Origin of the sequence: Brevundimonas albigilva (assembly GCF_023503965.1) — a bacterium.
GTDB lineage: Bacteria > Pseudomonadota > Alphaproteobacteria > Caulobacterales > Caulobacteraceae > Brevundimonas > Brevundimonas albigilva.
In genome coordinates this window covers 2,188,568-2,213,154 of sequence record NZ_CP097298.1, presented here as the reverse complement: position 1 = coordinate 2,213,154, position 24,587 = coordinate 2,188,568, and the positions used below count along the sequence as shown (strand labels likewise).

The 24,587-nt window shown below is 70.7% G+C and carries 19 protein-coding genes and 3 pseudogenes; 12 read left to right on the top strand and 10 right to left on the bottom strand.

Features of this window, described 5'->3' with window-relative positions:
* Positions 1–11: 11 nt before the first annotated feature.
* From MU852_RS11780 to MU852_RS11760, 5 genes and pseudogenes are all read left to right on the top strand, one after another.
* A complete protein-coding gene (locus tag MU852_RS11780; protein ID WP_249749730.1) occupies positions 12–749 on the top strand; it encodes a TorF family putative porin in 738 nt (245 codons plus the stop codon).
* The gene (gene kdpC / locus MU852_RS11775; protein WP_249749729.1) at positions 749–1,324 is read left to right on the top strand and encodes a K(+)-transporting ATPase subunit C; all 576 of its coding nucleotides are present in this window, start codon (positions 749–751) and stop codon (positions 1,322–1,324) included. The genes MU852_RS11780 and kdpC overlap by 1 nt, the downstream gene beginning before the upstream one ends.
* A pseudogene (locus MU852_RS11770) lies at positions 1,321–3,989 on the top strand (DUF4118 domain-containing protein). The gene kdpC and the pseudogene MU852_RS11770 overlap by 4 nt, the downstream one beginning before the upstream one ends.
* Positions 3,990–3,996: 7 nt before the next feature.
* Positions 3,997–4,680 carry a response regulator gene (locus tag MU852_RS11765; protein WP_249749728.1) on the top strand — a complete coding sequence of 228 codons (684 nt, stop codon included), beginning with the start codon at positions 3,997–3,999 and terminating at the stop codon, positions 4,678–4,680.
* 525 nt (positions 4,681–5,205) lie between these two features.
* Positions 5,206–5,862: a methyltransferase domain-containing protein gene (locus MU852_RS11760; RefSeq protein ID WP_249749727.1), complete on the top strand. Its 657-nt coding sequence runs from the start codon at positions 5,206–5,208 to the stop codon at positions 5,860–5,862.
* Here MU852_RS11760 and MU852_RS11755 read toward each other — a convergent pair.
* Positions 5,856–6,521 carry an FkbM family methyltransferase gene (locus MU852_RS11755; protein WP_249749726.1) on the bottom strand — a complete coding sequence of 222 codons (666 nt, stop codon included), beginning with the start codon at positions 6,519–6,521 and terminating at the stop codon, positions 5,856–5,858. The two genes, MU852_RS11760 and MU852_RS11755, sit on opposite strands and share 7 nt — an antisense overlap.
* Positions 6,497–7,699 (bottom strand): tetratricopeptide repeat protein, encoded by a 1,203-nt coding sequence (locus MU852_RS11750; protein ID WP_249749725.1) that lies wholly within the window; start codon positions 7,697–7,699, stop codon positions 6,497–6,499. Before MU852_RS11750 ends, MU852_RS11755 begins: the two co-directional genes overlap by 25 nt.
* A gap of 113 nt (positions 7,700–7,812) precedes the next feature.
* Here MU852_RS11750 and MU852_RS11745 point away from each other — a divergent pair, with 113 nt between their 5' ends.
* Both MU852_RS11745 and MU852_RS11740 read left to right on the top strand, forming a co-directional pair.
* Positions 7,813–8,310 carry a GAF domain-containing protein gene (locus MU852_RS11745; protein WP_249749724.1) on the top strand — a complete coding sequence of 166 codons (498 nt, stop codon included), beginning with the start codon at positions 7,813–7,815 and terminating at the stop codon, positions 8,308–8,310.
* A gap of 45 nt (positions 8,311–8,355) precedes the next feature.
* Positions 8,356–9,033 (top strand): SDR family NAD(P)-dependent oxidoreductase, encoded by a 678-nt coding sequence (locus MU852_RS11740; RefSeq protein ID WP_249749723.1) that lies wholly within the window; start codon positions 8,356–8,358, stop codon positions 9,031–9,033.
* Positions 9,034–9,085: 52 nt separating this feature from the next.
* On the opposite strand, the gene glyS is transcribed toward MU852_RS11740, so the two are convergent.
* The 6 genes from glyS to MU852_RS11705 all read right to left on the bottom strand — a co-directional run bounded on the left by glyS (position 9,086) and on the right by MU852_RS11705 (position 18,078).
* Positions 9,086–11,266: a glycine--tRNA ligase subunit beta gene (gene glyS, locus MU852_RS11735; RefSeq protein WP_249749722.1), complete on the bottom strand. Its 2,181-nt coding sequence runs from the start codon at positions 11,264–11,266 to the stop codon at positions 9,086–9,088.
* 156 nt (positions 11,267–11,422) lie between these two features.
* Positions 11,423–12,316 carry a glycine--tRNA ligase subunit alpha gene (locus MU852_RS11730; protein ID WP_249749721.1) on the bottom strand — a complete coding sequence of 298 codons (894 nt, stop codon included), beginning with the start codon at positions 12,314–12,316 and terminating at the stop codon, positions 11,423–11,425.
* Positions 12,317–12,416: 100 nt separating this feature from the next.
* Positions 12,417–13,322: a fasciclin domain-containing protein gene (locus tag MU852_RS11725; RefSeq protein ID WP_249749720.1), complete on the bottom strand. Its 906-nt coding sequence runs from the start codon at positions 13,320–13,322 to the stop codon at positions 12,417–12,419.
* 176 nt (positions 13,323–13,498) lie between these two features.
* Positions 13,499–14,404: a 4-(cytidine 5'-diphospho)-2-C-methyl-D-erythritol kinase gene (locus tag MU852_RS11720; RefSeq protein ID WP_249749719.1), complete on the bottom strand. Its 906-nt coding sequence runs from the start codon at positions 14,402–14,404 to the stop codon at positions 13,499–13,501.
* 2 nt (positions 14,405–14,406) lie between these two features.
* Entirely contained in the window at positions 14,407–16,356 is a 1,950-nt protein-coding gene (locus tag MU852_RS17470) for a tetratricopeptide repeat protein (RefSeq protein ID WP_283843609.1), read from the bottom strand.
* Between the two features lie 66 nt (positions 16,357–16,422).
* Positions 16,423–18,078: an electron transfer flavoprotein-ubiquinone oxidoreductase gene (locus MU852_RS11705; RefSeq protein ID WP_249751945.1), complete on the bottom strand. Its 1,656-nt coding sequence runs from the start codon at positions 18,076–18,078 to the stop codon at positions 16,423–16,425.
* 196 nt (positions 18,079–18,274) lie between these two features.
* Here MU852_RS11705 and MU852_RS11700 point away from each other — a divergent pair.
* Positions 18,275–19,076 (top strand): annotated as a pseudogene (locus MU852_RS11700) (uracil-DNA glycosylase).
* A 223-nt stretch (positions 19,077–19,299) separates the two neighbouring features.
* On the top strand, positions 19,300–20,856 hold the full coding sequence (locus MU852_RS11695; RefSeq protein WP_249749718.1) for a lytic transglycosylase domain-containing protein: 1,557 nt from the start codon (positions 19,300–19,302) through the stop codon (positions 20,854–20,856).
* Between the two features lie 7 nt (positions 20,857–20,863).
* Here the strand turns inward: MU852_RS11695 and MU852_RS17465 are convergent, their stop codons facing one another.
* Both MU852_RS17465 and MU852_RS11690 read right to left on the bottom strand, forming a co-directional pair.
* Positions 20,864–20,992 (bottom strand): hypothetical protein, encoded by a 129-nt coding sequence (locus tag MU852_RS17465; RefSeq protein ID WP_283843608.1) that lies wholly within the window; start codon positions 20,990–20,992, stop codon positions 20,864–20,866.
* An 86-nt stretch (positions 20,993–21,078) separates the two neighbouring features.
* Positions 21,079–21,723 (bottom strand): glutathione S-transferase, encoded by a 645-nt coding sequence (locus tag MU852_RS11690; protein ID WP_249749717.1) that lies wholly within the window; start codon positions 21,721–21,723, stop codon positions 21,079–21,081.
* Positions 21,724–21,786: 63 nt separating this feature from the next.
* On the opposite strand from MU852_RS11690, the pseudogene purB reads away from it, so the two are divergent.
* The 3 genes and pseudogenes from purB to purU all read left to right on the top strand — a co-directional run.
* Positions 21,787–23,072 (top strand): annotated as a pseudogene (gene purB, locus MU852_RS11685) (adenylosuccinate lyase); the annotation flags it as partial.
* A 10-nt stretch (positions 23,073–23,082) separates the two neighbouring features.
* Positions 23,083–23,598 (top strand): DNA-deoxyinosine glycosylase, encoded by a 516-nt coding sequence (locus tag MU852_RS11680; RefSeq protein WP_249751944.1) that lies wholly within the window; start codon positions 23,083–23,085, stop codon positions 23,596–23,598.
* The gene (purU, locus tag MU852_RS11675) at positions 23,595–24,449 is read left to right on the top strand and encodes a formyltetrahydrofolate deformylase (RefSeq protein ID WP_249751943.1); all 855 of its coding nucleotides are present in this window, start codon (positions 23,595–23,597) and stop codon (positions 24,447–24,449) included. Before MU852_RS11680 ends, purU begins: the two co-directional genes overlap by 4 nt.
* Positions 24,450–24,587: the final 138 nt, after the last annotated feature.

Genomic DNA, 24,587 nt, shown 5'->3' with positions numbered 1-24,587 from the left:
AAGCACACTCCATGACCCGCAAACCGCCTTACAGGGGCTCTGGCCGGAACGACGTCTGGTTCGCCGGCTCCGGCCTGATCGCCCTGGTGATCTGGGGCGTCGCCAACCATGCCGACGCCCAGGAGGCCGAGGGCCCCCGGTGGTCCGCCAACGTCGCCGTCGCCTCGGACTACGTCTTCCGGGGCGTCAGTCAGACCGAGGAGGACGCGGCGATCTCGGCCGGTGTCGATCTGACCAACGGCGCCGTCTACGCCGGCGCCTGGGCGTCGAACGTCTCCTTCGCCGGGGATGACGACACCGGGATCGAAGCCGACCTCTATGCGGGCGTCCGCCCGCAGTTCGCCGGCTTCGACTGGGATTTCGGCGGGGTCGGCTATCTGTACGACGAGCCCGGCGCGCTGGACTACGACTACATCGAGCTGAAGGCCGCCGCCTCGCGCGCCATCGGCCCGGCCACGGTCGGCGCCGCCCTGTACTGGTCGCCTGACTTCTTCGGCGCGGCCGAGGACGAGGCGACCTATGTCGAGGCCAACGCCGCCTTCAGCCCCGCGGACCGCTGGACCGTCTCGGGCGCGGTGGGCCGGCAGTTCGTGTCCTCCGACCTGGACTACACGACCTGGAACCTGGGCGCGGCCTTCGCCCTGACCGACGCCCTGGCGATCGACGTGCGCTATCACGACACCGACGAACACGACCTTGGCGACGCCTATGGCGGCCGCGCCGTGGCCAGCCTGAAGGCGACCTTCTGATGCTGCGCTCGATCCGCCCCGCGATCGTGATGGTCGCCCTCTTCACCCTGCTGCTCGGTCTCGCCTATCCGCTGGCGGTGACCGGCGTCGCCCAGGCCGTCTTCCCGGATCAGGCCAACGGCAGCCTGATCCGAAACGCCGACGGCCAGGTGATCGGCTCGGCCCTGATCGGCCAGCCGTTCGCCGGCGCCGCCTATCTGCATCCGCGCCCCTCGGCGGCCGGCGACGGCTATGACGCCGCCGGATCGTCCGGCTCGAACCTGGGGCCGTTGAACGCGGATCTCGCCGCCCGCGTGGCGGAGGAGGCCCGGAACATCCGCGCCGAGGACGGACCCGGCGCCATCGCCGCCGATGCGGTGACGGCCTCGGCCTCGGGCCTCGACCCGGACATCTCGCCGGCCTACGCTCGGCTTCAGGCCGCGCGCATCGCGGCGGCGCGCGGCGTGCCCGTCCAGGAGGTCCAGAACGTGATCGACCAGCATACGGACGGGGCTCTGCTCGGCTTCATCGGTCAACCGCACGTGAATGTGCTGCTGACCAACCGGGCGCTGGACGCGCGCGTCCCGGCGAGCTGAGCTTGCCGGAGCCTTCCCGCACCGATCCCCTGAAGCCGGCCTCCCGCAAGCGAGGCCGGCTGAAGGTGTTTCTGGGCATGTCCCCGGGGGTCGGCAAGACCTACGAGATGCTGCGCGCCGCCCGCCGCCGGAAGGCCGAGGGCGACGATGTCGTCGTCGGCGTCGTCGAGACCCACGGCCGACGCGAGACCGAGAGCCTGCTGCGCGGGCTGGAGGTGATGGCGCGCCAGCCGATCGACACAAGTCGCGGACCCTGATGGAGTTCGACATCGACGGCGCCCTGGCGCGGCGGCCTGGATTGCTGCTGGTCGACGAATACGCCCACTCCAACGTCCCGGGCTCGCGCCATCCAAAGCGATGGCAGGACGTGGAGGAAATCCTGGCCGCAGGCGTCGATGTCTGGACCACGCTGAACGTCCAGCACCTGGAAAGCCTCTCCGACGTGGTCCTGAGGATCACGGGCGTGCGCCAGCGCGAGACTGTGCCGGACGGCGTCCTTTCGAAGGCCGACGACATCGAGGTGATCGACATCACCCCCGAGGAGCTGCGCAAGCGTCTCGCCGAGGGCAAGGTCTATGTCCCCGAAACCGCTCGCCTGGCGTCCGAGAACTTCTTCAAGGTCGAGAACCTGACGGCCCTGCGGGAGATGGCCCTGCGCCGCGCGGCCCAGACGGTGGACGATCACCTGGTCGCCACCCTGCGCGAAAAGGGGGTGCAGGGCCCCTGGGCGGCGGGCGAGCGCATTGTCGTCCTGATCGGCGGGGACGGCATGGCGGCGGAACTGGTGCGGACCGGCCGCCGGCTGTCCGACATGATGATGGACGCGCCCTGGACCGTGGCTCACGTCGACCGGCCCAGCGCCTCGTCATCCGGCGCCGCGCGGGCGGCGCGGCTCGCCGAGGCCCTCAAGCTGGCCGAGCAGCTGGGCGCGCGAACGGTGGTGCTGAGCGGCGACGACGTGGTGCGGGCGGTGATGGATTACGCCCACCAGAACAATGTGACCCAGATCGTCCTGGGCAAGCGTCGGGACAACCGGCTGCGCGAGCTGCTGGGGCGGTCTCTGGCCGCCGAACTGCTGAGGATGTCACGCGGCGTCGCCATTCACATCGTGACCGACCGCGCGGTCGAGGCTGCGGAACCGCCCGCCCGGCGTCCGCTGAAGGCGACCGATCTGGCCGGCTACGCCATCGGGGTGGGGTTCGTCGGGATTGCGACGGCGCTCGCCCTGGCGCTGGACCAGTCGTTCGAGCGGGTGGATCTGGGCGTCGTCTATCTGTCGGCGGTTCTGGCGGCCGGCGTGCTCTACGGCCTGCGTCCGGCCCTGGCCGCCGCGACGGCGGCCTTCCTGGTGTACAACTTCCTGTTTCTTCAGCCGCGCTACAGCTTCGCCATCGGTTCGCCGACGGACATCCTGACGCTTCTGGTCTTCTGGGCCGTCGCGCTCGTCACCGGCTATCTGGCCGGGCGGGTGAAGGAGCAGGCGCGGCGCGCGCAGAGGCGGGCCTCCGCCGTCTCGGCCCTGCTGGCCGCCAGCCAGACCCTGACGGACGCGGACGGCGTGACGGAGACCGCGCGCGTCCTGGCCGAGCAGACCGCCGCCGCCGCAGGAGCAAAGGCCGTCGTCCTCCTTCCCCAGGGCGACGACCTCACGCTGGCCGCCAGCGCGCCTCATGCCGAGACCCTGGGCTCGGCCGCCATGGCCGCCGCCCGTTGGGCCTGGGAACACGGCGAGCCCGCCGGCCACGGGACCGGCACCCTGCCCAACACGCCCTGGACCTTCAGGCCGCTGCAGGGGGTTCGCGGCCGCGCGGGCGTGGCCGGAGTGGAGGCCGAGGCCTTGGCGCCCGGCTCGGACGAGGAACGGCTGGCGATCGCCCTGCTCGACCAGGGCGCCGTCGCCCTCGAACGCGCCCGCCTGGCGGGCGAGGCGGTCGAGACCGAGAGCCTGCGCCGCGCCGACCGTTTCCGGGGCGCCCTGATGAACTCGGTCAGCCACGACCTGCGCACGCCCCTGTCCACCGTGCTGGGCGCCTCGACCACCCTGATCGACTATGGCGACACCCTGAAGCCCGAAGTGCGCGACGACCTGATGCTCAGCATCCGCGAGGAGGCCGAGCGGCTGAACCGCTACGTCGGCGACCTGCTGGACATGACGCGGCTGGAGGGCGGGGGGCTGAACGTCCGCTCCGATTGGGTCGATGTGCGCGATGTCCTGAACGCCGCCGCCCAGCGGGTGTCGCGTCGGCTGGAAAACCGCCGAACGACGCGCGACTTCCCGGCCCAGCTCAGCCTCGTCATGCTGGACCAGGGGCTTCTGGAACAGGCGGTGGTCAACATCCTGGAGAACGCGATCGCCTACAGTCCCGACGGCTCGACCATCGAACTGGCCGCCTATGAGGATCGCGGCTCGGTCGTCATCTCGATCGAGGACGAGGGCAAGGGCATCCCCACCGCCGAACTGGAGCGGGTCTTCGACAAGTTCCGCCGCATGGAGGAGCCGACCGACCGCTCCAAGGGCGCGGGCCTCGGCCTTGCGATCTCCAAGGGCTTCGTCGAGGCCATGGGCGGTCGCATCGCCGCCGCCAGCCCCATCGTCGACGGCCACGGCACGCGCATCCTGATCAGCCTGCCCAAGGCCATCGCGACCCACCGCGACCTGCTATAGACAGACCATGTCCGCCGTCCGTCCCGTCATCCTCGTCATCGACGACGAACCCCAGATCCACCGCTTCCTGTCGCCGGCCCTGGACGCGGCGGGATACGAGCCCAGGCGCGCCGACAGCGGCCAGGAAGGCCTTCGCGGCGTCGCCCTGTGGTCGCCCGACGCCGTGGTGCTGGACCTCGGCCTGCCGGACATGGACGGCAAGGCCGTCCTCGCGCGCGCTCGCGAGTTCTACGCCGGCCCGATCATCGTCCTGTCCGCCCGCGACCGGGAGGCCGAGAAGATCGCCGCCCTCGACCTGGGCGCCAACGACTATGTCGAAAAGCCGTTCGGCGTCGGCGAACTGCTGGCCCGCCTGCGGGTCAGCCTGCGCGCCTCGACCCCGGACGCTCTTGGTCCGATCGACGCCGGCCAGGTCTCCATCGACCTCGACCATCGCCGCGTCCGCCGCGCCGGCGAGGTCGTCAGGCTGACCCCCAAGGAGTTCGACGTCCTCGCCCATCTGGCCCGCCACCGCGGCAAGGTCGTCGGCCACGGGGACCTGCTGACCGCCGTCTGGGGCGGGGCGCACGCGAACGACACCCAGTACCTGCGGGTGGTCGTCGGTCAGTTGAGGCAGAAGCTGGAGACGGATCCGGCGCATCCGGCGCTGCTGCTGACGGAGCCTGGCGTGGGTTACCGGCTCGACGCGTAAGGTCAGCTTTTCGGACGCCGGATCGCCTCTTCTGCGAATCGCAGCCGTTCTCGATTCGTCCCCACAGGGACGAGCCCCCTCTTTTCGCGCGTCGGTTGGACGGGTAGAGGCTGTCGGCTTGAGCCTCGGTCGGAGACGATAGCCGCCGCGGAGGGAGTTTGAACTTGACGGGCCTTGCCGACGCCTTCCGTCGTCTCGACGGATTTTTCAGACAACTGAACCGGCTGCCCGGCCGCATCACGCGGATGGAACGCGCGCTCGCCCGCCTGGAGGTCGATTTCGCCGAGCACAAGCGCGAGACCCGCCTGATCCTGGACGCGCTGGCGCTGCCGCCGGTCGAACAGTGGAAGGGGCAGCCGCCCCTGATTCCGAACGCGGCGCCGGGCGAACGGGCGTTTCCGGGCGGCGCGCTGTGCCGCCAGGAGTCCTTTCGCGCGCCCTATTTCTCCTACTGGACCGGCCGACTGGGGATTCGCTCCGCTATCACCGCAAGCTTTGGGAATTCGTCTTCATCGCCCAGGCCTTGTGGGAGCGGGGGCGGTTCGGACAGGAGCCCGCGCGCTGGGGTTCGGGGTCGGTCTGGAGCCGCTGCCGGCCTTCTTCGCCTCGCAGGACGTGGCGGTCGTGGCGACGGACCTGGCGTTGGACGGCGCCGTCGAGATGGGGTGGGTCGACACCCTTCAGCACGCCCACGGCAAGGAATCCCTGCGCCGGCCGGCGGTGTGTCCCGACGCGCTGTTCGACCGCAATGTCTCATTCCGAGAGTGCGACATGAACGCGGTGCCCGCCGACCTGGTCGATTTCGACTTCTGCTGGTCGGCCTGCGCGCTGGAACATCTGGGGTCGATCGAAAAGGGTCTGGCCTTCATCGAGCGGTCGGTCGAATGCCTGAAGCCGGGCGGCTGGGCCATCCACACGACCGAGTTCAACCTGTCGTCCGACGTTGCGACCGTGGACCACATGGAGACCGTCCTGTTCCGCCGGCGCGACCTCGAAGCGCTGGCCCAGCGGCTGGCGGCCAAGGGCCACAGGATGGCGGTCATCGACTGGAACCCGGGCGACGAGCCGCTGGACGTCTATTACGACGTCCCGCCCTACAAGCCCCAACCCCACGTCAAGGTCGCCCTCGCCGGCTTCGCCGCGACATCGATCGGCCTGATCGTGCAGCGCGGCGATCAGTAGGCGGGACGCATCGGCCGTATCTTCACCGGCCGCCGGCTCATGACCACGTCGCAGCCGTTCAAGTCGATCATCTGGTGCGCCTCCATCGGCGTCAGCGCGGCCGTTTCCTCGATCTTCCAGAAGCGGAAGCCCTGCCCCGCCAGCCAGCCGACGAACTCGGGCATGGAGGCGCGGCACTGCATCTGGATCGCGCTCCATTCCAGACACACGACGATGTCCGGGTTTTGCAGCAGCCGCGCGGCGCCGCGCAGGATCAGGGGCTCGGAGCCCTCCGCATCCAGTCGGATGAAGTCCGCGCGCGCGAGGCCCAGGTCGTCCAGCCGCACGGATTCGACGTCGATCACCTCGGTCTCGGCGCCGATCGCGCTCTCGACGACGCGGGTATGGCCGCCCCCGGAATGACGGCGGCTGGTCACGAAGCTGAGGCGGCCCGGCGCATCGGCCGCCGCCTGGTCGAGGACGCGGACGCGCCCGTTATAGGCGTTCAGGTCGACCGAGCGGCGCAGCAGGCCGACCAGGCGCGGATTGGCTTCCAGCGCGGTCACCGGGCCATCCGACCCGACGCGGCGCGCCATGGCCACGGTGTAGTAGCCCAGGTTCGCGCCGACCTCGACGCCCGCCCGAGCGGCGTGATCTAGCCGCGCTGACCGCCCAGCCACGCCCAGGTGCGATCCAGAAGGGCGGACGCCCGCGCACGGACGCCGCCGGCGGATGCGCGATAGTCCCGCAAACGCCGACGATAGCCCATGTTCGCGGGATCGAGCTCCACCGCGCGCGTCAGGGCCGCGATCGCTTCGTCGCGTTCGCCGGCCGACCAGGCGATCAGCCCCAGCCAGCCGTTCAGGTGGGGCATGCGCTGCATCTCGACCTCGGCCATGACCTCGCGCGCGACCGCCAGCGCCCCCTCCGGATCCTTGGCGGCGGCCAGGGCGTCGGCGTAGGCGACCAGGTAGATGAAGTACCGGGACGTCAGTTCGATGTTCCGGCGATGCAGGTCCAGCGCCTCTTCATGCCGTCCCGCCGCCGTCAGAAGCCGCGCCAGCGTCACGCCGGCGATGGCGCTGTCGGGGTTCTGCTCGACCGCGCGGCGCGCCAGGGCGATGGCCGTCGCCTGGCGCGACGCCGGCTGCCGTTCGGCCAGGTGGCACAGATAGGCCGTGCTGCCCCGGCGTCTCTGACGCCCCTCTCGCTGGAAGGTGCGGACATCCGCCGTGCCTTCCAGCACGCCGAACACCAGCGAAACCAGCAGCCCGACCTCCAACATATAGGTCGCCGCCGGGTGGCCGCTGTACGGCAGGGCGATCTCGTCGATGTCGATGTCGCGCACGATCAGGTCGCGGTGCAGGCGGTCGTCGCTGGCGGGATCATAGACCACGACCGGTCGAATGGCGGAGGTTATCGGCCCGTCCAACTCGGCCCGCCACTGGATGCGCCGCCCATCCGCCGGCCAGCGCTTTTCGAACGGGGCCTTGGCGGGATCGATGGAATACTGCGGCGAAAGGGCCAGGGCGGCATGGGCGCCGGCCCGGTCGGCGAAGCGGATGGCCGCATAGGCCCCCATGCTCGACCCATAGGTCATCACCCGCGTCGCGCCCGCGGTCGCCGCGCGCACGGCGGCCAGGGCCGCCTCCATGTCGGGATACTGGTACCAGTCCTCGCGCTGGCCCATCACGTGGATGGCCGAAACGCCGTATTGCTTGAGGAACGCCTCTCCGAAGCCCTCGCGGTCGAAGCCGTGGCCGATGCTGTAGTTGTCGAACGTCACGACCCAGCGGCTCTGATCCTGGGCCGGGACGCGGCGCACGACCAGGTTCTCGCTGCGGAACAACTCATCCATCGTCCGCTCTTTAGCGCCGCTTTTTCGCGCGGCGAGCGATATCGTCAGTCGGTCGGACGGCCCTTCGCATCGTCCGGTTCCGGCCCTATATGCGGCCGCGAAGGAGACCCGTGATGTCCTATGTCGCCCGCGACGACCGCCCCGCCGACAAGGCCGCCCGCTACGCCGAGGCCGAGGCCGAGATCCTGGCGGTGCTGGAGGGCGAGCCGAACGTGACGGCGCGCATGGCCACGGTGTCGTCCATGCTGGCGGACGCGTTCGACGATTTCTTCTGGACCGGCTTCTATGTCGTGGCGCCGGACAAGGCGGACGAGCTGGTGGTGGGGCCGTACCAGGGCACGCTGGGCTGCCTGCGGATCGCCTTTCGGGCGGGGGTGTGCGGCGCAGCGGCGGCCACGAAGACGACGCAGGTCGTCGAGGACGTGCACGCCTTTCCCGGCCACATCGCCTGCGACAGCCGCTCGGCCAGCGAGATCGTCGTGCCGGTTCTGGACGCCTCAGGCGCGCTGATCGCCGTCTTCGACGTGGACGCGACGACCAAGGCCGCCTTCGACGCGACGGACGCCCAGGCGCTGGAGCGGTTGATGGGCAAGGTGTTCGCCGCCGGTTGATCCCACGGCCGCCCGCTCTAGGATCGCGGCCGAAGGAGAACGCACATGACGGATCGGGTCGTCGCCATTACGGGCGGACACGGGGCGCTGGGCCGCGCGGTGCTGCAGGCGGCGCTGGCCGGCGGGCTGAAGGTCGCCGTGATCGACCACGCCCGGGGCCGTTCCGCGCCCGACGGCGTGCTGGAGGTCGGCGGCGTCGACCTGACCGATCCGGCGCAGGCGGGCCATGCGATCGCCGCCGTCATCGGCCGCTTCGGGCGGCTGGACGCCCTGCTGAACATCGCCGGCGGCTTCGTCTGGCAGACCACCGACGACGCCGAGCCCGCCTGGGACCGGATGCACGCCCTGAACGTGACCACCGCCCTGAACGCCAGCCGCGCCGCCCTGCCCTATCTGAAGGCGTCGGACGAAGGCCGGATCGTCAACGTCGGCTCGGCCGCCGCGCTGAAGCCGGGCGCGGGCATGGGGGCCTATGGCGCGGCCAAGACGGGGGTGCACGCCCTGACCCAGGCCCTGGCGGAGGAGCTGAAGGCGACTTCGGTGACGGTCAACGCCGTCCTGCCGTCGATCATCGACACGCCGGCCAACCGCAAGGACATGCCCGACGCCGATCCTGCCCAGTGGGTGGCGCCGGCCGACCTGGCCGCCGTCATCCTGTTCCTGGCCTCGCCGGAAAGCCGGGCGATGACGGGGGCGCTGGTTCCGGTGACGGGGCGGGTGTGAAATCCTCGTCATTCCGGGCAGCCGCAGGGCGCACCCGGAATGACGAAAGCGACTAGCCCGCGATCTGGCCGAAGTCGGCGACCTGGCCCATCACGTCGCGGACCTGACCCAGCAGCTTCAGCCGGTTCTCGCGCTCCTCGGCCACGTCCGAGTTGACCAGCACCGCCTCGAAGAAGGCGTCCACGGGCGCGCGCAGACCCGCAAGGGCCGACATGGCGGCGGCGAAGTCCTCCGTGTCCAGCGCCGTCTCCACCGCCGTCCGAGCGGCGCCGACGGCGAAGGCCAGGGCGACCTCTTCCTCCGGTTGGTTCGGCAGGCCGGTCCGGACCATGCCGGTCGGCAGCGGCCCCTTCTTCTCCTCGGCGCGCAGGATGTTGGAGGCGCGCTTGTAGCCCGCCAACAGGTTCGCCCCGTCGTCGGTGGCGAGGAAGGCGGCCAAGGCCTCGACGCGGCGGACGATACGCACGAGATCGTCGTCGCCCAGGGCGAAGACGGCGGCGACGAGATCGTGGCGCTGGCCCTGGTCGCGCAGGAGGACGGTCAGGCGGTCGGCGAAAAATTCAAGCACCTGCTTGGGAGAGGTGTAGGCGGTGACAGCATATACGACCCCATCGGCGCCGTACTTCGCGCTCACCCACGGCATTCCCGCCACTTCGGGACGCTTACTCAGTTTTGCCAAGTCGTGCGCTTCCGAGGCTGGATAGCCCGGCAGCGCTCGCTCCTCAGCGTAGTAAGTCGCCAGCCAATCCTGCAGTCGAGTTTCGAAGTCGCCGAAGCGGACATCATTCTCAAGAATGAGCCGGATCACGCCCAGCGCCGCGCGGCGAAGCGCATAGGGGTCCTTCGACCCCGTGGGCTTCTCGTCGATGGCGAAGAAGCCGACCAGCGTGTCCAGCTTGTCGGCCAGGGCGACGGCGACCGTGACCGGCGCGGTCGGGACGGTGTCGGCCGGTCCCTGCGGCTTGTAGTGGTCGCGGACGGCGTCGGCGACGGCGTCGGGCCGGCCGGCCAGGCGGGCGTAATAGCCGCCCATGATCCCCTGAAGCTCCGGGAACTCGCCGACCATGCCGCTGGCCAGGTCGGCCTTGGCCAGGCGCGCGGCCTGTTCGGCCTGGTTCGGGTCGGCGCCGACCAGGGGAGCGATCTCGCGGGCCAGGGCGGCGATGCGCGCGACGCGCTCGGCCATGGTCCCCAGCTTGGCGTGGAAGGTGACGCCTTCCAGCTTCTTCAGCCAGGCGTCGAAGCCCACCTTCTGGTCCTCGTCCCAGAAGAAGCGGGCGTCGTTCAGGCGCGCGCTCAGCACGCGGCTGTTGCCGGCCGCCAGGGCCTTGCCGCCGTCGGTCGCCTCGACATTGGCCACCACGACGAAGTTCGGCGCCAGCCCGTCCCGGGCCGGATCGCGCACGGCGAAATACTTCTGGTGCACCTTCATCGACAGGCGCACGACTTCGGGCGGCAACGACAGGAACTGCGGGTCCATGTCGCCCAGGATCGGCGTCGGCCATTCGGCCAGGCCCGCCACCTCGTCCAGCAGGCCGTCGTCGTCGACCAGGGTGAGCCCCCGCGCGGCGCAGGCGGCCTTGGCCTGTTCCAGGATGCGCAGCTTGCGGTCGGCCATGTCCAGCAGGACGAAGTTCCGCTCCAACTGCTGGCGATAGTCGACGAAGTCGCTGACCTTCAGCGGCTGGCCCGAGCCCAGGAAGCGGTGGCCCTCGGTGATCGCATCGGACGCAATGCCGTCGATCTCGAACGGAACCACCTTGCCGTCGAAGACGCACAGGATGCGCTTGATCGGCCGCACCCAGCGCAGGCTTCCCGTGCCCCAGCGCATCGACTTGGGCCAGGGGAAGGCCCGCACGATCTGGTCGACCATCTCGGGGATCAGGTCCGGCGTGGCGCGGCCCTGGCTGCTGATGACCGCGAACAGCACGCCGTCGCGCTCGACCAGCTGCTCGCGCGTCAGGCCGGTCTTTCTCAGGAAGCCTTCCAGCGCCTGGGGCGGGGCCGAGACCTTGGGCCCCTTCACCTCTTCGGAACGGTCGGGCGTGGCGGCGGGCAGGCCGTCGACCACCAGGGTCAGGCGGCGCGGGCCGGCGTAGGTCGTCAGCGCGTCCCAGGTCAGGCCGGCGGCCTTCAGGCGATCGGACGCCATCCGCTCCAGGTCGCGCGCGGCGCCCGGCTGCATGCGGGCGGGGATTTCTTCGGAGAAGATTTCGAGGAGGAGTTGGGGCATCGGGGTCTCAAGTCTGTCCGCTCATCCCGGCGAAAGCCGGGACCCAGCGCTTTGGGCGCGCCAACGGCGCCGTGTGGTCTTCAACCGCCATCCCGGACATCGCGCCGTGCGACACGACCGGATCCCGGCCTTCGCCGAGATGGGCGGAACGGGAAATCATGCCTCGGCCCGTTCCTGCTCGACCTGCGCCAGGGCGCACGCCTTGCACAGGTCGCGGATGCGGCCGATGTAGCTCTGGCGTTCGGCCACGGCGATGGCGCCGCGGGCGTCCATCAGGTTGAACAGGTGCGACGCCTTCAGCACCTGGTCATAGGCGGGCAGGACCAGCGGCTGGCCCTGCGGCCCCTTCATGGTCAGCAGGTGCGCGGCCTCGCGCTCCATGTCCTCGAACCGGCGCTTCAGCCCATCGACGTCATAGCCGTGGAAGTTGGCTTCCGACTGCTGGCGCTCGTTCTCCAGGAAGACCTCGCCATAGGTCAGGCCGTCCTTGTTGAACTTCAGGTCATAGACGTTGTCGACGCCCTGGACGTACATGGCCAGGCGTTCCAGGCCATAGGTCAGCTCGCCCGACACCACGTCCACCTCGATGCCGCCGACGCCCTGGAAATAGGTGAACTGCGTCACCTCCATCCCGTCGCACCAGACTTCCCAGCCCAGGCCCCAGGCCCCGACCGTCGGGTTCTCCCAGTCGTCCTCGACGAAGCGGATGTCGTGCAGTTTCGGATCGATGCCGATGGCTTCCAGCGACCCCAGATACAGCGCCTGGAGGTCGTCCGGGTTCGGCTTCAGGATGACTTGATACTGGTAATAGTGCTGCAGCCGGTTGGGGTTCTCGCCATAGCGGCCGTCGCCGGGGCGGCGGCTGGGCTGGACGTAGGCGGCCTTCCAGGGCTTGCGTCCCAGGGCGCGCAGCACGGTCGCCGGGTGCAGGGTGCCGGCCCCGACCTCGATGTCGTAGGGCTGCAGGATGGCGCACCCCTGGTCGCCCCAGTAGCGGTGCAGCGTCAGGATCAGGTCCTGAAACGCGAGCGGTTCAGTCGAAGCGGTCAAGTCGGGCTCGGGGAAGGCTCAGAAAAAAGACGGCGGACCATAGGGCCCGCCGCCTTCCGCTTCAACTCGCCCCGACAAGGGGCGAAGGCCGTCCGACGCCTTACTGCGGGGTCGGGTCGCCTTCCTGATCGCCGTCGACCGCATCGGGGGTCTGGACCGGCGGGGTGGCCGAGGGGTTCACGGCCGGGTCGGCGGCGCTGTCCATCTGGCCGTCGGTCGGGTTGGCGACCGGGGGCGAGGCGACCGTCGTGGCGGTCGCGGCCGGCTGGCCGTTCGGCGCCGTCATGCCCGGCTCGGCCGGGGTGGTGGTCTCGGTCGCGGCCGCGTCGTCGCCAGAGGTTTCGCCCGCCTCGGTGGCGGTCGCGCTTTCCTCGTCGCCCATGGCCGCCATCGACTGGGCCGGGTTCAGCACCTTGTCGATCGGGAAGACCGCGCCGTTGGAGGCGTCCAGCTCGGCGCTGACCACCGTGGCGCCGTCGGCCCTGATGGCCTCGCCGGTGCCGTCCAGCAGGATCTGCGCCTCGGAGGCGGTGGGCACGCCGCCCTTGCGGCCCTCGATCTGGTCGGGCGTCACGTCGGCGACGATCACGTGGTACAGCAGCACCTGACGCAGCTCATTGGCGTTGGCCGGGTCCATGAGGCGGGTGCGCTCGGCTTCCGGCAGGGCGGCGAAGGCCGCGTCGGTCGGCGCGAAGATCGAGATGGCCGGACGCGTCGACAGGGTCTCGGTCAGCTGCGCCTGGTCCAGCGCGCTCAGCAGGGTCGAGAACTGGCCGCTGGCGCGCAGCACGTCCACGACGGTCTCGCCGGCGGCGGGCGTTTCGGTTTCGGCTTGCGGCGCCGCCTGGGGCGCGGCCTGGGCCGGGGCGGGCATGGTCTGCGGCGTGCTGGAGGTCGTGGCTTCCGGGACCGTGGTCTGGGCCGGAGGCGTGGCCTCCTGGGCCAGGGCGGGCGCGGCCATCAGGGTGGCGACGGCGGTGGCGGCAAGCAGTTTGGTGCGAAGCATGGCGGTTTCCTCTTTGCGTTGTGGGATCGCGCTCGGGGGAAAGGCGATCCGTTCCCGTATTCGGAACTGGCTGGCAAAGTCGCAAACCGACGCTACGGTTCCGCGAAAGTGAAACAATCGGAAACTTTCGTGATGATCTTGGCGAAAGCTCGACCATACAGCGGCGAAGACGCCGGTTACGCCGGATTGTCGCCCGAAAGCTGAGCGTTTGCTTCAGCGCCCTTCAGACGACCGGCGCGCACCCACCAACCCGGTCGCCGGGCCGCCAGGGCCTGCGCCGCCGCGCGCGCGGCCGCGTCGTCGGCGTAGAGACCGAACACGGTCGCGCCCGAGCCCGACATCCGCGTCAACAGCACGCCCTCGCCGGCCGCGACCTCGGCCAGGGCCTCGCCGATGGCGGGCGCCAGCGACAGCGCCGGCGCCTCCAGGTCGTTTCGCTGGCGCGACACCCAGTCCGCCACTCCGCGCGGGCTCCAGTCGCCGGGAGGGGCGGGGCGATCCGCCGACCGAACGGGTCCGGCGTCATAGGCGCGATAGACCGCCCCCGTCGGCGAGGGGACGCCGGGATTGACCAGAAGGATCGGCAGGTCCGGCAGGCGCGTCTCGACCGTCAGCCGGTCGCCGCGCCCCTCGGCCCAGGCCGGGCGGACGTGAAGGCACATCGGCCCGTCGGCTCCCACGACCGCCGCCGCGGTCTCCAGCGCCGGATGGTCGGCCTCCAGGCCCAGGGCCGGGGCGGCCAGGCGCAACGCCGCGCCGGCGTCGGACGACCCGCCCCCCAGGCCGGCGGCGATCGGCAGCTGCTTGTCCAGAACGACCCTCAGCGCGGGCGGCCCTTTCCCCGTGGCTTCGCCCAGGCGACGCAGCGCCCTGAGGATCAGGTTGTCGTCCGCGTCCGCCAGGGCCGCCGCGAACGGCCCCTGCACTTCCAGCGACAGGCGCTCGGCCGGCTCGACCGAGACGCGGTCGCCCACGTCGGCGAAGGCGACCAGGCTGGCCAGCGGATGATAGCCGTCGGCGCCCGTCGCGCCGACGTGCAGGAACAGGTTGATCTTGGCCGGGGCCGTCGCCGTCCGCCGCATGGCTATTGCGACACGCCGCCGGTCGCCGCCCCGTCGTCCAGGCCCTGCTCGATCTTGCGCTCGACCTCGGCGCGGCGCGCGTCGTCGGGTTCCAGCACCAGGACGCGCTTCCACATCCATTCCGCCTCGCGACGGCGCCCGACCCGCCAGTAGGCGTCGCCCAGGTGGTCGTTGATCTCGGCGTTGGCCGGCTCCTTGTCGATGGCCTGCTCCAGCGAGTCCACCGCGGCCGAATAGTCGCCCTGACGGTATTGGGCCCAGCCCAGGGAATCCTGGATGTTGCCGTTCTCCGGCTCCAGGGCCAGGGCGCGCTGGATCATCTCGGCCCCCTGCTGCACGCGCAGGTCCCGGTCCACCCACAGATAGCCGAGGTAGTTCAGCATGTCGGCGTCCTCGGGCGCGGCCTGGACGGCGGCCCACAGCTCGGCCTCGGCCTCGGGCACGCGCTCCAGCGCCTCGTAGGCCGCGCCGCGCAGGAAGTGGACCTGGGCGGTCTGCCCCTCGCGGTTCAGCAGCGGGCCGTTCAGAATTTCCAGCGCCTCGGCGTTCTTCTCGGCCGTCATCAGCTGGCCGGCCAGCATCAGGGCGACGCGCGCATCGTCCGGCGCCGCTTCGGCCGCGCGGCGCAGCTCGGCCAGGGCGTCTTCGGGCCGCCCCTCTTCCTGCAGGCCCGCCGCCAGCTGGGCCCGCGCGGTGGCGTAGAGCACCGGGTCCTGGGTCCCCACCAGGGAATAGGCGGTGCGCGAGGCGGCCGACAGTCCGGCCCGGTCCAGCGTCTGCCCCAGGGCCAGCTGCGAGGCGGGCGTGTCGTCAAGGTTCAGCGACAGGCGCAGATAGACGGCGGCGAACTCGTGCCCCCGTTCGGCCGAGGCCTGGGCGGCGGCGTTGGCCAGGGCCTCGGCGGCGCCCTGGCGGAAGGTCGGCATGGCCGGGGCGCGGCCGCCGTCGCGGGCGCGCGTCAGGGCCCGCACCAGGGCCAGGTCGACCGTGCCCCCTTCGATGGCCTTGCGATAGACGGCCAGGGCTTCGTCGCGTCGCCCGCGCCGCTCCAGGAACTCGCCGTAGGGGCGATGGAACAGGGCGCCGATCACGGCCGTGTCGGACAGCCCCTTCAGCGCGGCCTCGGCCTCGTCATAGCGACGGCGATGCTCCAGCAGCTGGGCCTGGTTCAGCCGGGCGAAGGCCAGGGTCAGGGGGTCGGCCGCCGTCGGCGGGGCCTGCAGGGCGCGGTCCCAGTCCCCGGCCGCCGCCGCGATCCACGGCGACACCATCAGCCCGGCCCGCGCATGAGGCGCGGCGATCGGTTCGCGCGCCAGGGCGGCGTCGGCGGCGCGGGCGTCGCCATGCGCGAAGGTCTGGACGATGCGGACCAGGCGTCCGCCCTCCACCATCACGGCCGGCGCCTCGCCCGGCGCGGGGGCGATGCGAGCGGCTTGGTCCAGGTCTCCGGACAGCAGCGCCGAGGTGAACGCCTGGGCCTTCACGCGCGGCTGCTCGGGCGTCAGGGCCTGGGCGCGCGCCAGGAAGTCGGCGCCCGCCCCGCCCTGGCCCTGCATCAGGGCCAGCTTGCCCGCCAGATAGAGGCCATAGGCGCTGCGGCCCTCGGCGTCGGTCGGCACGGGGGCCCACACCTCGGGGATGGCCGGCTCGGCCGGTTCCTCGGCCAGGGTGACGGTCGGCGGCGTCTCCTCGTCGTCCGGCGACGCCTCGTCGGGCGCATCCTCTCCGGGCGCAGTCTGTCCAGGCTCCGTCTGGCCGGGCGCGGCCTCGTCGGGGGACTGCTCGGGCGCCAGTATGACGGCGGGCGGCAGCTGGTCCTGCGGCGCGATCCGACGAACGGGCTCGCCGGACGGCAGGGTCTGCGCCCGGGCGGCCCCGCCGGCCATCCCGGCGGCGAGGGCGAGCACGCTCAGGGAGGCGGCGAACAGGCGCGAACGATCAGCAGCGGTCATGCGCCGGACCCTTCACGCTTTTCCGGCGCCGGGCAAGGGGCGCGCACGCCCCGCGCCCGCTGTCGATCACATGTTCGGATAGTTCGGGCCGCCCCCGCCCTCTGGCGTGGTCCAGACGATGTTCTGCGACGGGTCCTTGATGTCGCAGGTTTTGCAGTGGACGCAGTTCTGGGCGTTGATGACGAAGCGCGGGTCCTTGCGGGCCGCCTCGTCGCCATAGACGACCTCGTACACCCCCGCCGGGCAATACAGCCGCGCCGGCTCGCCGTATTTGGGCAGGTTGACGCGGATCGGCACGGACGGATCCAGCAGCTTCAGGTGGGCCGGCTGGTCCTCGGCGTGGTTGGTGTTGGAGATGAAGACCGAAGACAGCTTGTCGAACGACAGCTTCCCGTCCGGCCTGGGATAGGCGATCGGCTTGTGGCCGGCGGCCGGCTCGGTGGAGGCGGCGTCGCTCTTGTGGTGTTGCAGCGTCGGAATCGGCGACCAGCCGCCCAGCAGGGTGCGGCACCACATGTCGAACATGCCCAGCGCCCCGCCCAGCGTCGTGCCGAACTTGGACAGCAGGGGCTTGGCGTTGCGAACGACCGACAGCTCCTTATAGACCCAGCTCTTCTCGAACGCGGTCTGGTACTCGACCAGTTCGTCGCCGGACCGCCCGGCCTGCACCGCGTCATAGGCGGCGTCGGCGGCCAGCATGCCGGTCTTCATGGCGTTGTGGCTGCCCTTGATGCGCGGCACGTTCACGAAACCGGCGGAACAGCCGATCAGCGCGCCGCCGGGGAAGGACAGTTTCGGAATGGACTGCAGGCCGCCCTCGGTGATGGCGCGCGCGCCATAGGAGATGCGCGTTCCGCCCTCCAGATGCTTGGCGATATCCGGGTGGTGCTTGAAGCGCTGGAACTCGTCGAACGGCGACAGATGCGGATTCTTGTAGTTCAGGTGCACCACATAGCCGACGGCCACATAGCGGTCGCCGAAGTGATACAGGAAGCTGCCGCCGCCGGTGTGCTCGTCCAGCGGCCAGCCGGTGGTGTGCTGGGCCAGGCCCGGCTGGTGCTGTTCGGCCGGGACCTGCCACAGCTCCTTCAGGCCGATGCCGTACTTCTGCGGCGACTTGCCGTCCTGCAGCCTGTGTCTGGCGATGATGGTCTTGGCCAGGGAGCCGCGCACGCCCTCGGCGATGAAGACGTACTTGCCGTGCAGTTCGATGCCCGGCTGGAAGTCGCCGGTCGGCTTGCCTTCGCGGTCGATGCCGAAAACGCCGGCGACGACGCCCTTCACCCGCCCCGTCGGCTCGTCCCAGACCACGTGGCTTGCGGCCATGCCGGGATAGACCTCGACGCCCAGCGCCTCGGCCTGTTCGCCTAACCAACGTGTGAGATTGCCCAGCGAGGCGATGTAGCAGCCGTGATTGTGCATGAAGGGCGGCATCAGCGGCATGGGCAGGGGCGCCGACCCCTGCGGGCCCAGCAGCAGGAACCGGTCCTTGGCGACCGGCGTCTCCAGCGGCGCGCCGCGCGCCTTCCAGTCCGGGAACAGTTCGTTCAGCGCCTTGGGATCGATCACGGCGCCCGACAGGATATGACCGCCGACCTCGGCCGCCTTTTCCAGCACGGCGACGCTGACCTCCTTGCCGTCCTTCTCGGCGCGCTGCTTCAGGCGGATGGCGGCCGACAGGCCGGCGGGGCCGCCGCCGACGATGACGACGTCGTACTCCATCACCTCGCGCTCGACGCCCTCCAGCGCCTCGATCGGCGGCAGATTGTCGATGATCGCTTCCTGGCGGGCGTTCTCGGCGCCGCCTTCGATGGCTTGTTCCGCCATGTCTTCCCCTGAAATCCCGGTTATTCGTATGGTTATGCCGCTTATCGGAAGGTGACGCGAGGGCGGTCAAGGCTTATCGGTGGGTCGAGACATGAACGCGCAACCCCACGACATCGCTGCGATGGAAAGCCTGCTCGCCTTCTGGCGGGATGCGGGGGTGGACGCCTGCTATGGCGAGGCGCCGGTCGACCACACCCATGTCGCGCCGCCCGCGGCGGTCAAGGCGGTGCAGCGCGCGACCGCCTCGGTGGTGGCGCGTCCCACCGCGCTGGACGGCGGCGCGGCCGTGGCTGAGGCGCGACGGCTGGCGGCCGGGGCCGGCACGCTTCAGGACCTGGCTGCGGCGGTGGCGGCCTTCGAGGGCTGCGCCCTGCGCGGCATGGGCGCGCGACCAGTCGGTGTTCGGCCGGGGCGATCCGAACGCCGCCGTGCTGGTGATCGGCGAAGGCCCCGGCGCGGACGAGGATCGGCTGGGCCAGCCCTTCGTGGGCAAGGCGGGCAAGCTGCTGGACCGGATGCTGGACGCCGCGGGGCTGACCGGAAAGGTCTTCATCACCAACACCGTCTTCTGGCGCCCGCCCGGCAACCGCACCCCCAGTCCGCAGGAGCAGGCGGTCTGCGCCCCCTTCGTCGAGCGCGCCTTCGCCCTGCTGAAGCCGCGCGCGGTGCTGTTGCTGGGCGCGGCCGCCGCCAAGTCGGTGCTGCAGACCGAAGAGGGCGTCATGAAGATGCGCGGCCAGTGGCGGGAATGGCGCCTGGCCGAGGGCGCCGTTCAGGCCCCCGCCCTGCCGACGCTTCATCCGGCCTTCCTGCTTCGCCAGCCCCAGGCCAAGCGACAGGCGTGGGCGGACATGCTGACCCTGGCGTCCCGCCTTGAAACGGACTCGGTTTGAGGTCACGACTGTTTGCAGCATGTTTCCATGCTGACGACCGACGCCAAACGATCCATCGCCTGAGTCGAGACGGGCCAAGGACGCCAACGGGGGCCGCCTTATGATTTCGATCCGCCGCGCGATCCTCGCGTCGACGCTCGCCCTCGCATTCGCCGGGGGCGCGAACGCCGCACTTGCGGAAACGCCCTACGAGGGAGGAGCGTCCGCCGGCGCGTCCGGTTCCATGCGCCCGACCGCGCTGACCCCGGCGGACCGCCTCAGCTACACCACCGCCTTCGACGCCCTGCGACGCGGCGACCTGGAAGCGGCGCGCCTGTCCGCCCGCCAGGCCAAGGACCGCGTCCTGCTGGGCCAGGTCGAATTCGAGCGCCTGTTCCACCCGGACCATGTGGCGACCTATGAGGAATTGTCGGCCTGGCTGGACGACTACGCCGACCTGCCGTGCGCCGATCGGGTGTACGACCTGGCGCTTCGCCGGCGTCCGGACGGCGCGGCCGAGCCGAAGAAGCCCAGCTTCCTGGGCCGCACCTGGAGCAGCGTCGTGGCCGCCGTGGCCGGAACGCCGGGCCAGGACCCCGCCAAGGCCGCGCGCATCGCCTACAACGCCGACGACCTGACCGGCGCGGTCGCCATCGGCCAGCAGATCGGCGACTGGTGGACGGTCGGCCTGGCGCAATGGCGGCTGGGCCAGTTCGGCGAGTCCTTCACCGCCTTCGCCCGCGTCGCCAACGATCCGACGGAAGACCCCTGGGTCCGCGCCGGCGCCGCCTACTGGACCGCCCGCGCCGCCGGCCAGTCGGGCCGCCAGGACCGGATCGTCGAACATCTGCGCCTGGCCGCCCAGTGGCCCGCCACCTTCTACGGCCAGATCGCCCTGGCCCAGTTGGGCGAGGAACCGGTGATCGAGAACCTGGGTCCGCGGCCCTATGCGCAGGAGGCCCGATTCCAGCGCGCCGCCTATGTGGCCGACGCCGGCGTCGACGCCGAGGCCCTGGCCGCCTTCGTCCAGACCGACGACCGCGCGCGCCGCACCGTGGCCCTGTACGAGATCGGCCGACGGGGCGAGGCGGACAGCGAGCTTCGCGCCGGCGTTCGCACCGCCCCCGCCGACGCGGCGCGGATGTGGAACGCCCTGGCCCGGATCATGAGCCCCGGCGCCGCCGCCAACGCCGAGGCCGCCCGCATCGACGCCCTGCGCTATCCCGCGCCCGTGCTGGAGCCCGAGGGCGGCTTCACCATCGAGAAGGCGCTGGTGTACGCCCTGGCGCGCAAGGAAACGGATTTCAATCCCGACGCCCGCTCCGGCGCGGGGGCCTATGGGCTGATGCAGGTGATGCCGGCCACCGCCGCCGAGATGACCGGCGACCGCACCTTCGTCAGCGATCCGACCAAGCTGCTGCAGCCGGCCGTCAACATGCGGCTGGGCCAGGCCTATGTGAACCGGATGCTGCAGCTGCCGGCCTTCCACGGCGACCTGCTGCGCGCGGTGGCCTCCTACAACGCCGGCCCCGGCCCCATGCTGGGCGCGATCCGCAAGCTGGGCGGCGACGCCGACCCGCTGCTGCTGATCGAGACCATCGACGTGCCCCAGGCGCGCGAATACGTCGAAAAGGTCGTGGCCGCCTACTGGATCTATCAACGGATGTTCGGCGGCCCGTTGAAGACGCTGGAGGCGGTGGCTTCGGGCGCGCCGCTGATCCCGGTCGCTCTGGACTACGTGCCGCCCGCCGCGGAGCCGGTGCAGATCGCGCAGGCCGCCCTCATTCCGGGCGCCCAATAGACCCCGCTCAGATCAGGGCGGCCAACAGCATCGCCCAGGCCATCGCCCCCACCGTCGCCACAAGGCCGTGCGCGATGACGGGATGCATCGGCCGGGCCGACGCTTTGAGGGCGGGACGAGAGGCAGGCGCCGTCATGGCGGGTTTCTCCGGCCGGAAGCGGCCGACGCCCTGGATAACGCCGTCCGATTAACCCGACGTCAGCCGCCATGGTTCGCCCGCGGTTAACTCAGGGCCTCGACTTCCCAGCGCCGGAAGTCCGGGTGGGCCAGCAGCGCCGCCATATAGGTCTGCGCCGTCCCGTCGTCCCCGTGCGCGTCCAGGTCGATCTGGAAATGGCGCACCCGGGCGGCGACCGGCGTATAGAAGATGTCGGCGATGGTGCGCGCGCCGAACAGCCACGGACCGCCCTGGCCGAACCGGCCCCGCATCTGGCGAACCAGCCCGACGATGCGCGCCAGGTCCCGGTCCAGCGCCGGATCGGACGGCGTCTCGGCCCGCGCGTCGCCGACCATCGGATGATCGGGTCCCGTGCCGCACAGGGTCCGAAGCGCCTGAAAGCCCGAATGCATCTCCGCCGTGACGGACCGGGCCAGGGCCCGCGCCGTCGCATCGGCTGGCCAGAGGCCCGCTTCGGGATAGCGCTCGGCCGCCCATTCGGCGATGGCCAGGGTGTCCCAGATCACCTCTCCGTCCACTCGCAGGGCCGGCACGAAGCCGGACGGCGACAGGGCGGTCAGCGCCGCCTTCCGCTCGGGCGTGTCGTAGCGGGCGTCCACGACGGCGAACGCCGCGCCGGTCGCCTTCATCACCAGCCAGCCGCGCAGCGACCAGGTCGAATAGGTTCTGGGACCGATGATCAGGTCCATGACGTCGTCTCCTGTCCTTGCGCTTCCTTGACACGGCGGCCCGCGAAGCCTTTACGGGCGCCCATGATCACGCGCTACTCCCGCCCCGACGCCGTCGCCATCTGGTCGCAAGAGACCAAATACAAGATCTGGTTCGAGATCGAGGCCCACGCCGCGACCAAGATGGCCGAACTGGGGGTCATCCCCAAGGAGTCGGCCGACGCCATCTGGGCCAAGGGCAAGGACGCGACCTTCGACGCCGACCGCATCGACGAGATCGAGCGCACCACCAAGCACGACGTCATCGCCTTCTTGACCCACGTGTCCGAGATCGTCGGCGACGAGGCCCGCTTCCTGCACCAGGGGATGACGTCCTCGGACGTGCTGGACACCTGTTTCGCGGTCCAGCTGGCGCGCTCCACCGACCTGCTGCTGGACGGGGTCGACCGGGTGCTGAAGGCGCTGGAGACCCGCGCCAAGGAGCACAAGTACACCGTCACCGTCGGCCGCAGCCACGGCATCCACGCCGAGCCGGTGACCTTCGGCCTGAAGCTGGCCGGCTATCACGCCGAGTTCCAGCGCGCCAAGCGCCGCCTGGTCGCGGCCCGGGAGGAGATCGCCACCTGCGCCATCTCGGGCGCCGTCGGCACCTTCGCCAACGTCGATCCGGCGGTCGAACAATATGTCGCCGACCAGATGGGCCTGCAGGTCGAGCCGGTCTCGACCCAGGTGATCCCGCGCGACCGCCACGCCGCCTATTTCGCCGCGCTTGGCGTCGTCGCCTCCTCGGTCGAGCGACTGGCCGTGGAAATCCGCCACCTGCAGCGCACCGAGGTGCTGGAAGCCGAGGAGTTCTTCGACAAGGGCCAGAAGGCTCGTCGGCCATGCCGCACAAGCGCAACCCCATCCTGACCGAGAACCTGACCGGCCTGGCGCGCCTGGTCCGCTCGGCCGTGACGCCGGCGATGGAGAACGTCGCCCTGTGGCACGAGCGGGACATCAGCCATTCGTCGGTCGAGCGCGGCATCGGCCCGGACGCCACCATCCACCTGGACTTCGCCCTGCACCGCCTGGCGGGGGTGATCGAGCGGCTGAACGTGTACCCCGAGAACATGCAGAAGAATCTGGATCGCCTGGGCGGGCTGGTCTTCTCCCAGCGCGTCATGCTGGCCCTGACCCAGGCCGGGATCAGCCGCGAGGACGCCTATGCGGCGGTGCAGGAGAACGCCATGAAGGTCTGGCGCGGCGAGGGCCGCTTCATCGACTTCCTCAAGGCCGACGCCCGCGTCACCCTGCCCGACGCCGACCTGGAAGCCCTGTTCGACCTGGGCTACCACACCAAGAACGTCGACGTGGTGTTCGACCGGGTGTCGGTCAGGCGTGACCGATACGCGTCGCATCGGCTTCGATCCCGTCGTCGATGCGGACACCCGCCTGCTGGTCCTGGGCAGCCTGCCCGGCGACGCCTCGCTGAAGGCGGCGCAGTATTACGCCCATCCGCGCAACGCCTTCTGGCCCCTGATCGGCGGGGTGTTGGGCGAGGACCTGGCCGCCCTGCCCTACGAGGGCCGGCTGATGCGGCTGCGGGCGCGGGGCGTGGGCCTGTGGGACGTGATCGCCTCGGCCGAACGATCGGGCAGCCTGGACGCGGCCATCCGCTCGCCGGAGGCGGCCGACCTCAGGGGCCTGGTCGCCGGCCTGCCACGCCTCCAGGCCGTGGCCTTCAATGGCGGCCTGGCCGCGCGCCTGGGGCGACGCATCCTGGCCGGGGCGGACGGGCCGATGCTGGTCGACCTGCCGTCGTCCAGCCCCGCCCACGCAAGATCCTTGTCGGAAAAGGCGCGAAGCTGGGCCATACTGGAACGGTTCATTCCCTCCAGCGCGCCGGCCCGATGATCCTGACCCTGTCCTGCCCCGACCGCCACGGCATCGTCGCCGCGGTCTCGGGCTTTCTGATGCAGCGCGACGCCAACATCTCCGACGCCCAGCAGTTCGGCGACGCCGTCAGCGGGACCTTCTTCATGCGCGTGGTGTTCGAGCCGGCCGACGGCGACGCGATCGAGGCGGTGCGCCAGGCCTTCGCGCCGCTGGCCGAGCGGTTCGAGATGGACTGGACCCTGCGCGGGCCCGAACCGCGGCGGGTCATGATCCTGACGTCCAAGTTCGATCACTGCCTGGCCGACCTTCTGTATCGGTGGCGCATCGACGAACTGCCGATGACAGTGACGGCGATCGTCTCCAACCACCCGCGCGATCTGATCGGCCATGTCGATCTGGGCGACCTGCCCTTCCATCACCTGCCGCTGAGGGATTCCGGCGACGCCGCCGCCAAGGCCGCGCAGGAGGCGGAACTGCTGCGCCTGATCGAGGCGACCGGAACCGAACTGGTGGTGCTGGCCCGCTACATGCAGGTGCTGTCCGACGACCTGGCGGGGCGGCTGGCCGGACGCTGCATCAACATCCATCATTCCTTCCTGCCCGGCTTCAAGGGCGCGCGCCCCTATCACCAGGCCCATGCGCGCGGGGTGAAGGTCATCGGCGCGACCGCCCACTACGTCACCGCCGACCTGGACGAAGGCCCCATCATCGAACAGGACGTGGAGCGGATCAGCCACCGCGACACGCCCCAGGACCTGATCCGCCGGGGCCGCGACATCGAGCGGCGCGTCCTGGCCCGCGCGGTCCGCCGGCACCTGGAGGACCGGGTGCTTCTGCATGGCGCCAAGACGGTGGTGTTCGAGGATTGAGCCGCCCCGAAAATTTTTCCCCTGGTCGGTGAACCAATCGCGCGAAGCGGTGTTCTTCAGGGGCGCGAGACGCACAGTACCCCGGGCGAGACATCCCCCAACGTCCCCGGAAAAAGAAAGGGCCGCACTTTCCCCCGG

Coding starts and splice junctions, on each gene's coding strand:
- MU852_RS11780 (WP_249749730.1), top strand. CDS start 12: ATGACCCGCAAACCGCCTTACAGGGGCTCTGGCCGGAACGACGTCTGG.
- kdpC (WP_249749729.1), top strand. CDS start 749: ATGCTGCGCTCGATCCGCCCCGCGATCGTGATGGTCGCCCTCTTCACC.
- MU852_RS11765 (WP_249749728.1), top strand. CDS start 3,997: ATGTCCGCCGTCCGTCCCGTCATCCTCGTCATCGACGACGAACCCCAG.
- MU852_RS11750 (WP_249749725.1), bottom strand. CDS start 7,699: ATGGATGAGTTGTTCCGCAGCGAGAACCTGGTCGTGCGCCGCGTCCCG.
- MU852_RS11745 (WP_249749724.1), top strand. CDS start 7,813: ATGTCCTATGTCGCCCGCGACGACCGCCCCGCCGACAAGGCCGCCCGC.
- MU852_RS11740 (WP_249749723.1), top strand. CDS start 8,356: ATGACGGATCGGGTCGTCGCCATTACGGGCGGACACGGGGCGCTGGGC.
- glyS (WP_249749722.1), bottom strand. CDS start 11,266: ATGCCCCAACTCCTCCTCGAAATCTTCTCCGAAGAAATCCCCGCCCGC.
- MU852_RS11725 (WP_249749720.1), bottom strand. CDS start 13,322: ATGCTTCGCACCAAACTGCTTGCCGCCACCGCCGTCGCCACCCTGATG.
- MU852_RS11720 (WP_249749719.1), bottom strand. CDS start 14,404: ATGCGGCGGACGGCGACGGCCCCGGCCAAGATCAACCTGTTCCTGCAC.
- MU852_RS17470 (WP_283843609.1), bottom strand. CDS start 16,356: ATGACCGCTGCTGATCGTTCGCGCCTGTTCGCCGCCTCCCTGAGCGTG.
- MU852_RS11705 (WP_249751945.1), bottom strand. CDS start 18,078: ATGGAGTACGACGTCGTCATCGTCGGCGGCGGCCCCGCCGGCCTGTCG.
- MU852_RS11695 (WP_249749718.1), top strand. CDS start 19,300: ATGCGCCCGACCGCGCTGACCCCGGCGGACCGCCTCAGCTACACCACC.
- MU852_RS17465 (WP_283843608.1), bottom strand. CDS start 20,992: ATGACGGCGCCTGCCTCTCGTCCCGCCCTCAAAGCGTCGGCCCGGCCG.
- MU852_RS11690 (WP_249749717.1), bottom strand. CDS start 21,723: ATGGACCTGATCATCGGTCCCAGAACCTATTCGACCTGGTCGCTGCGC.
- purU (WP_249751943.1), top strand. CDS start 23,595: ATGATCCTGACCCTGTCCTGCCCCGACCGCCACGGCATCGTCGCCGCG.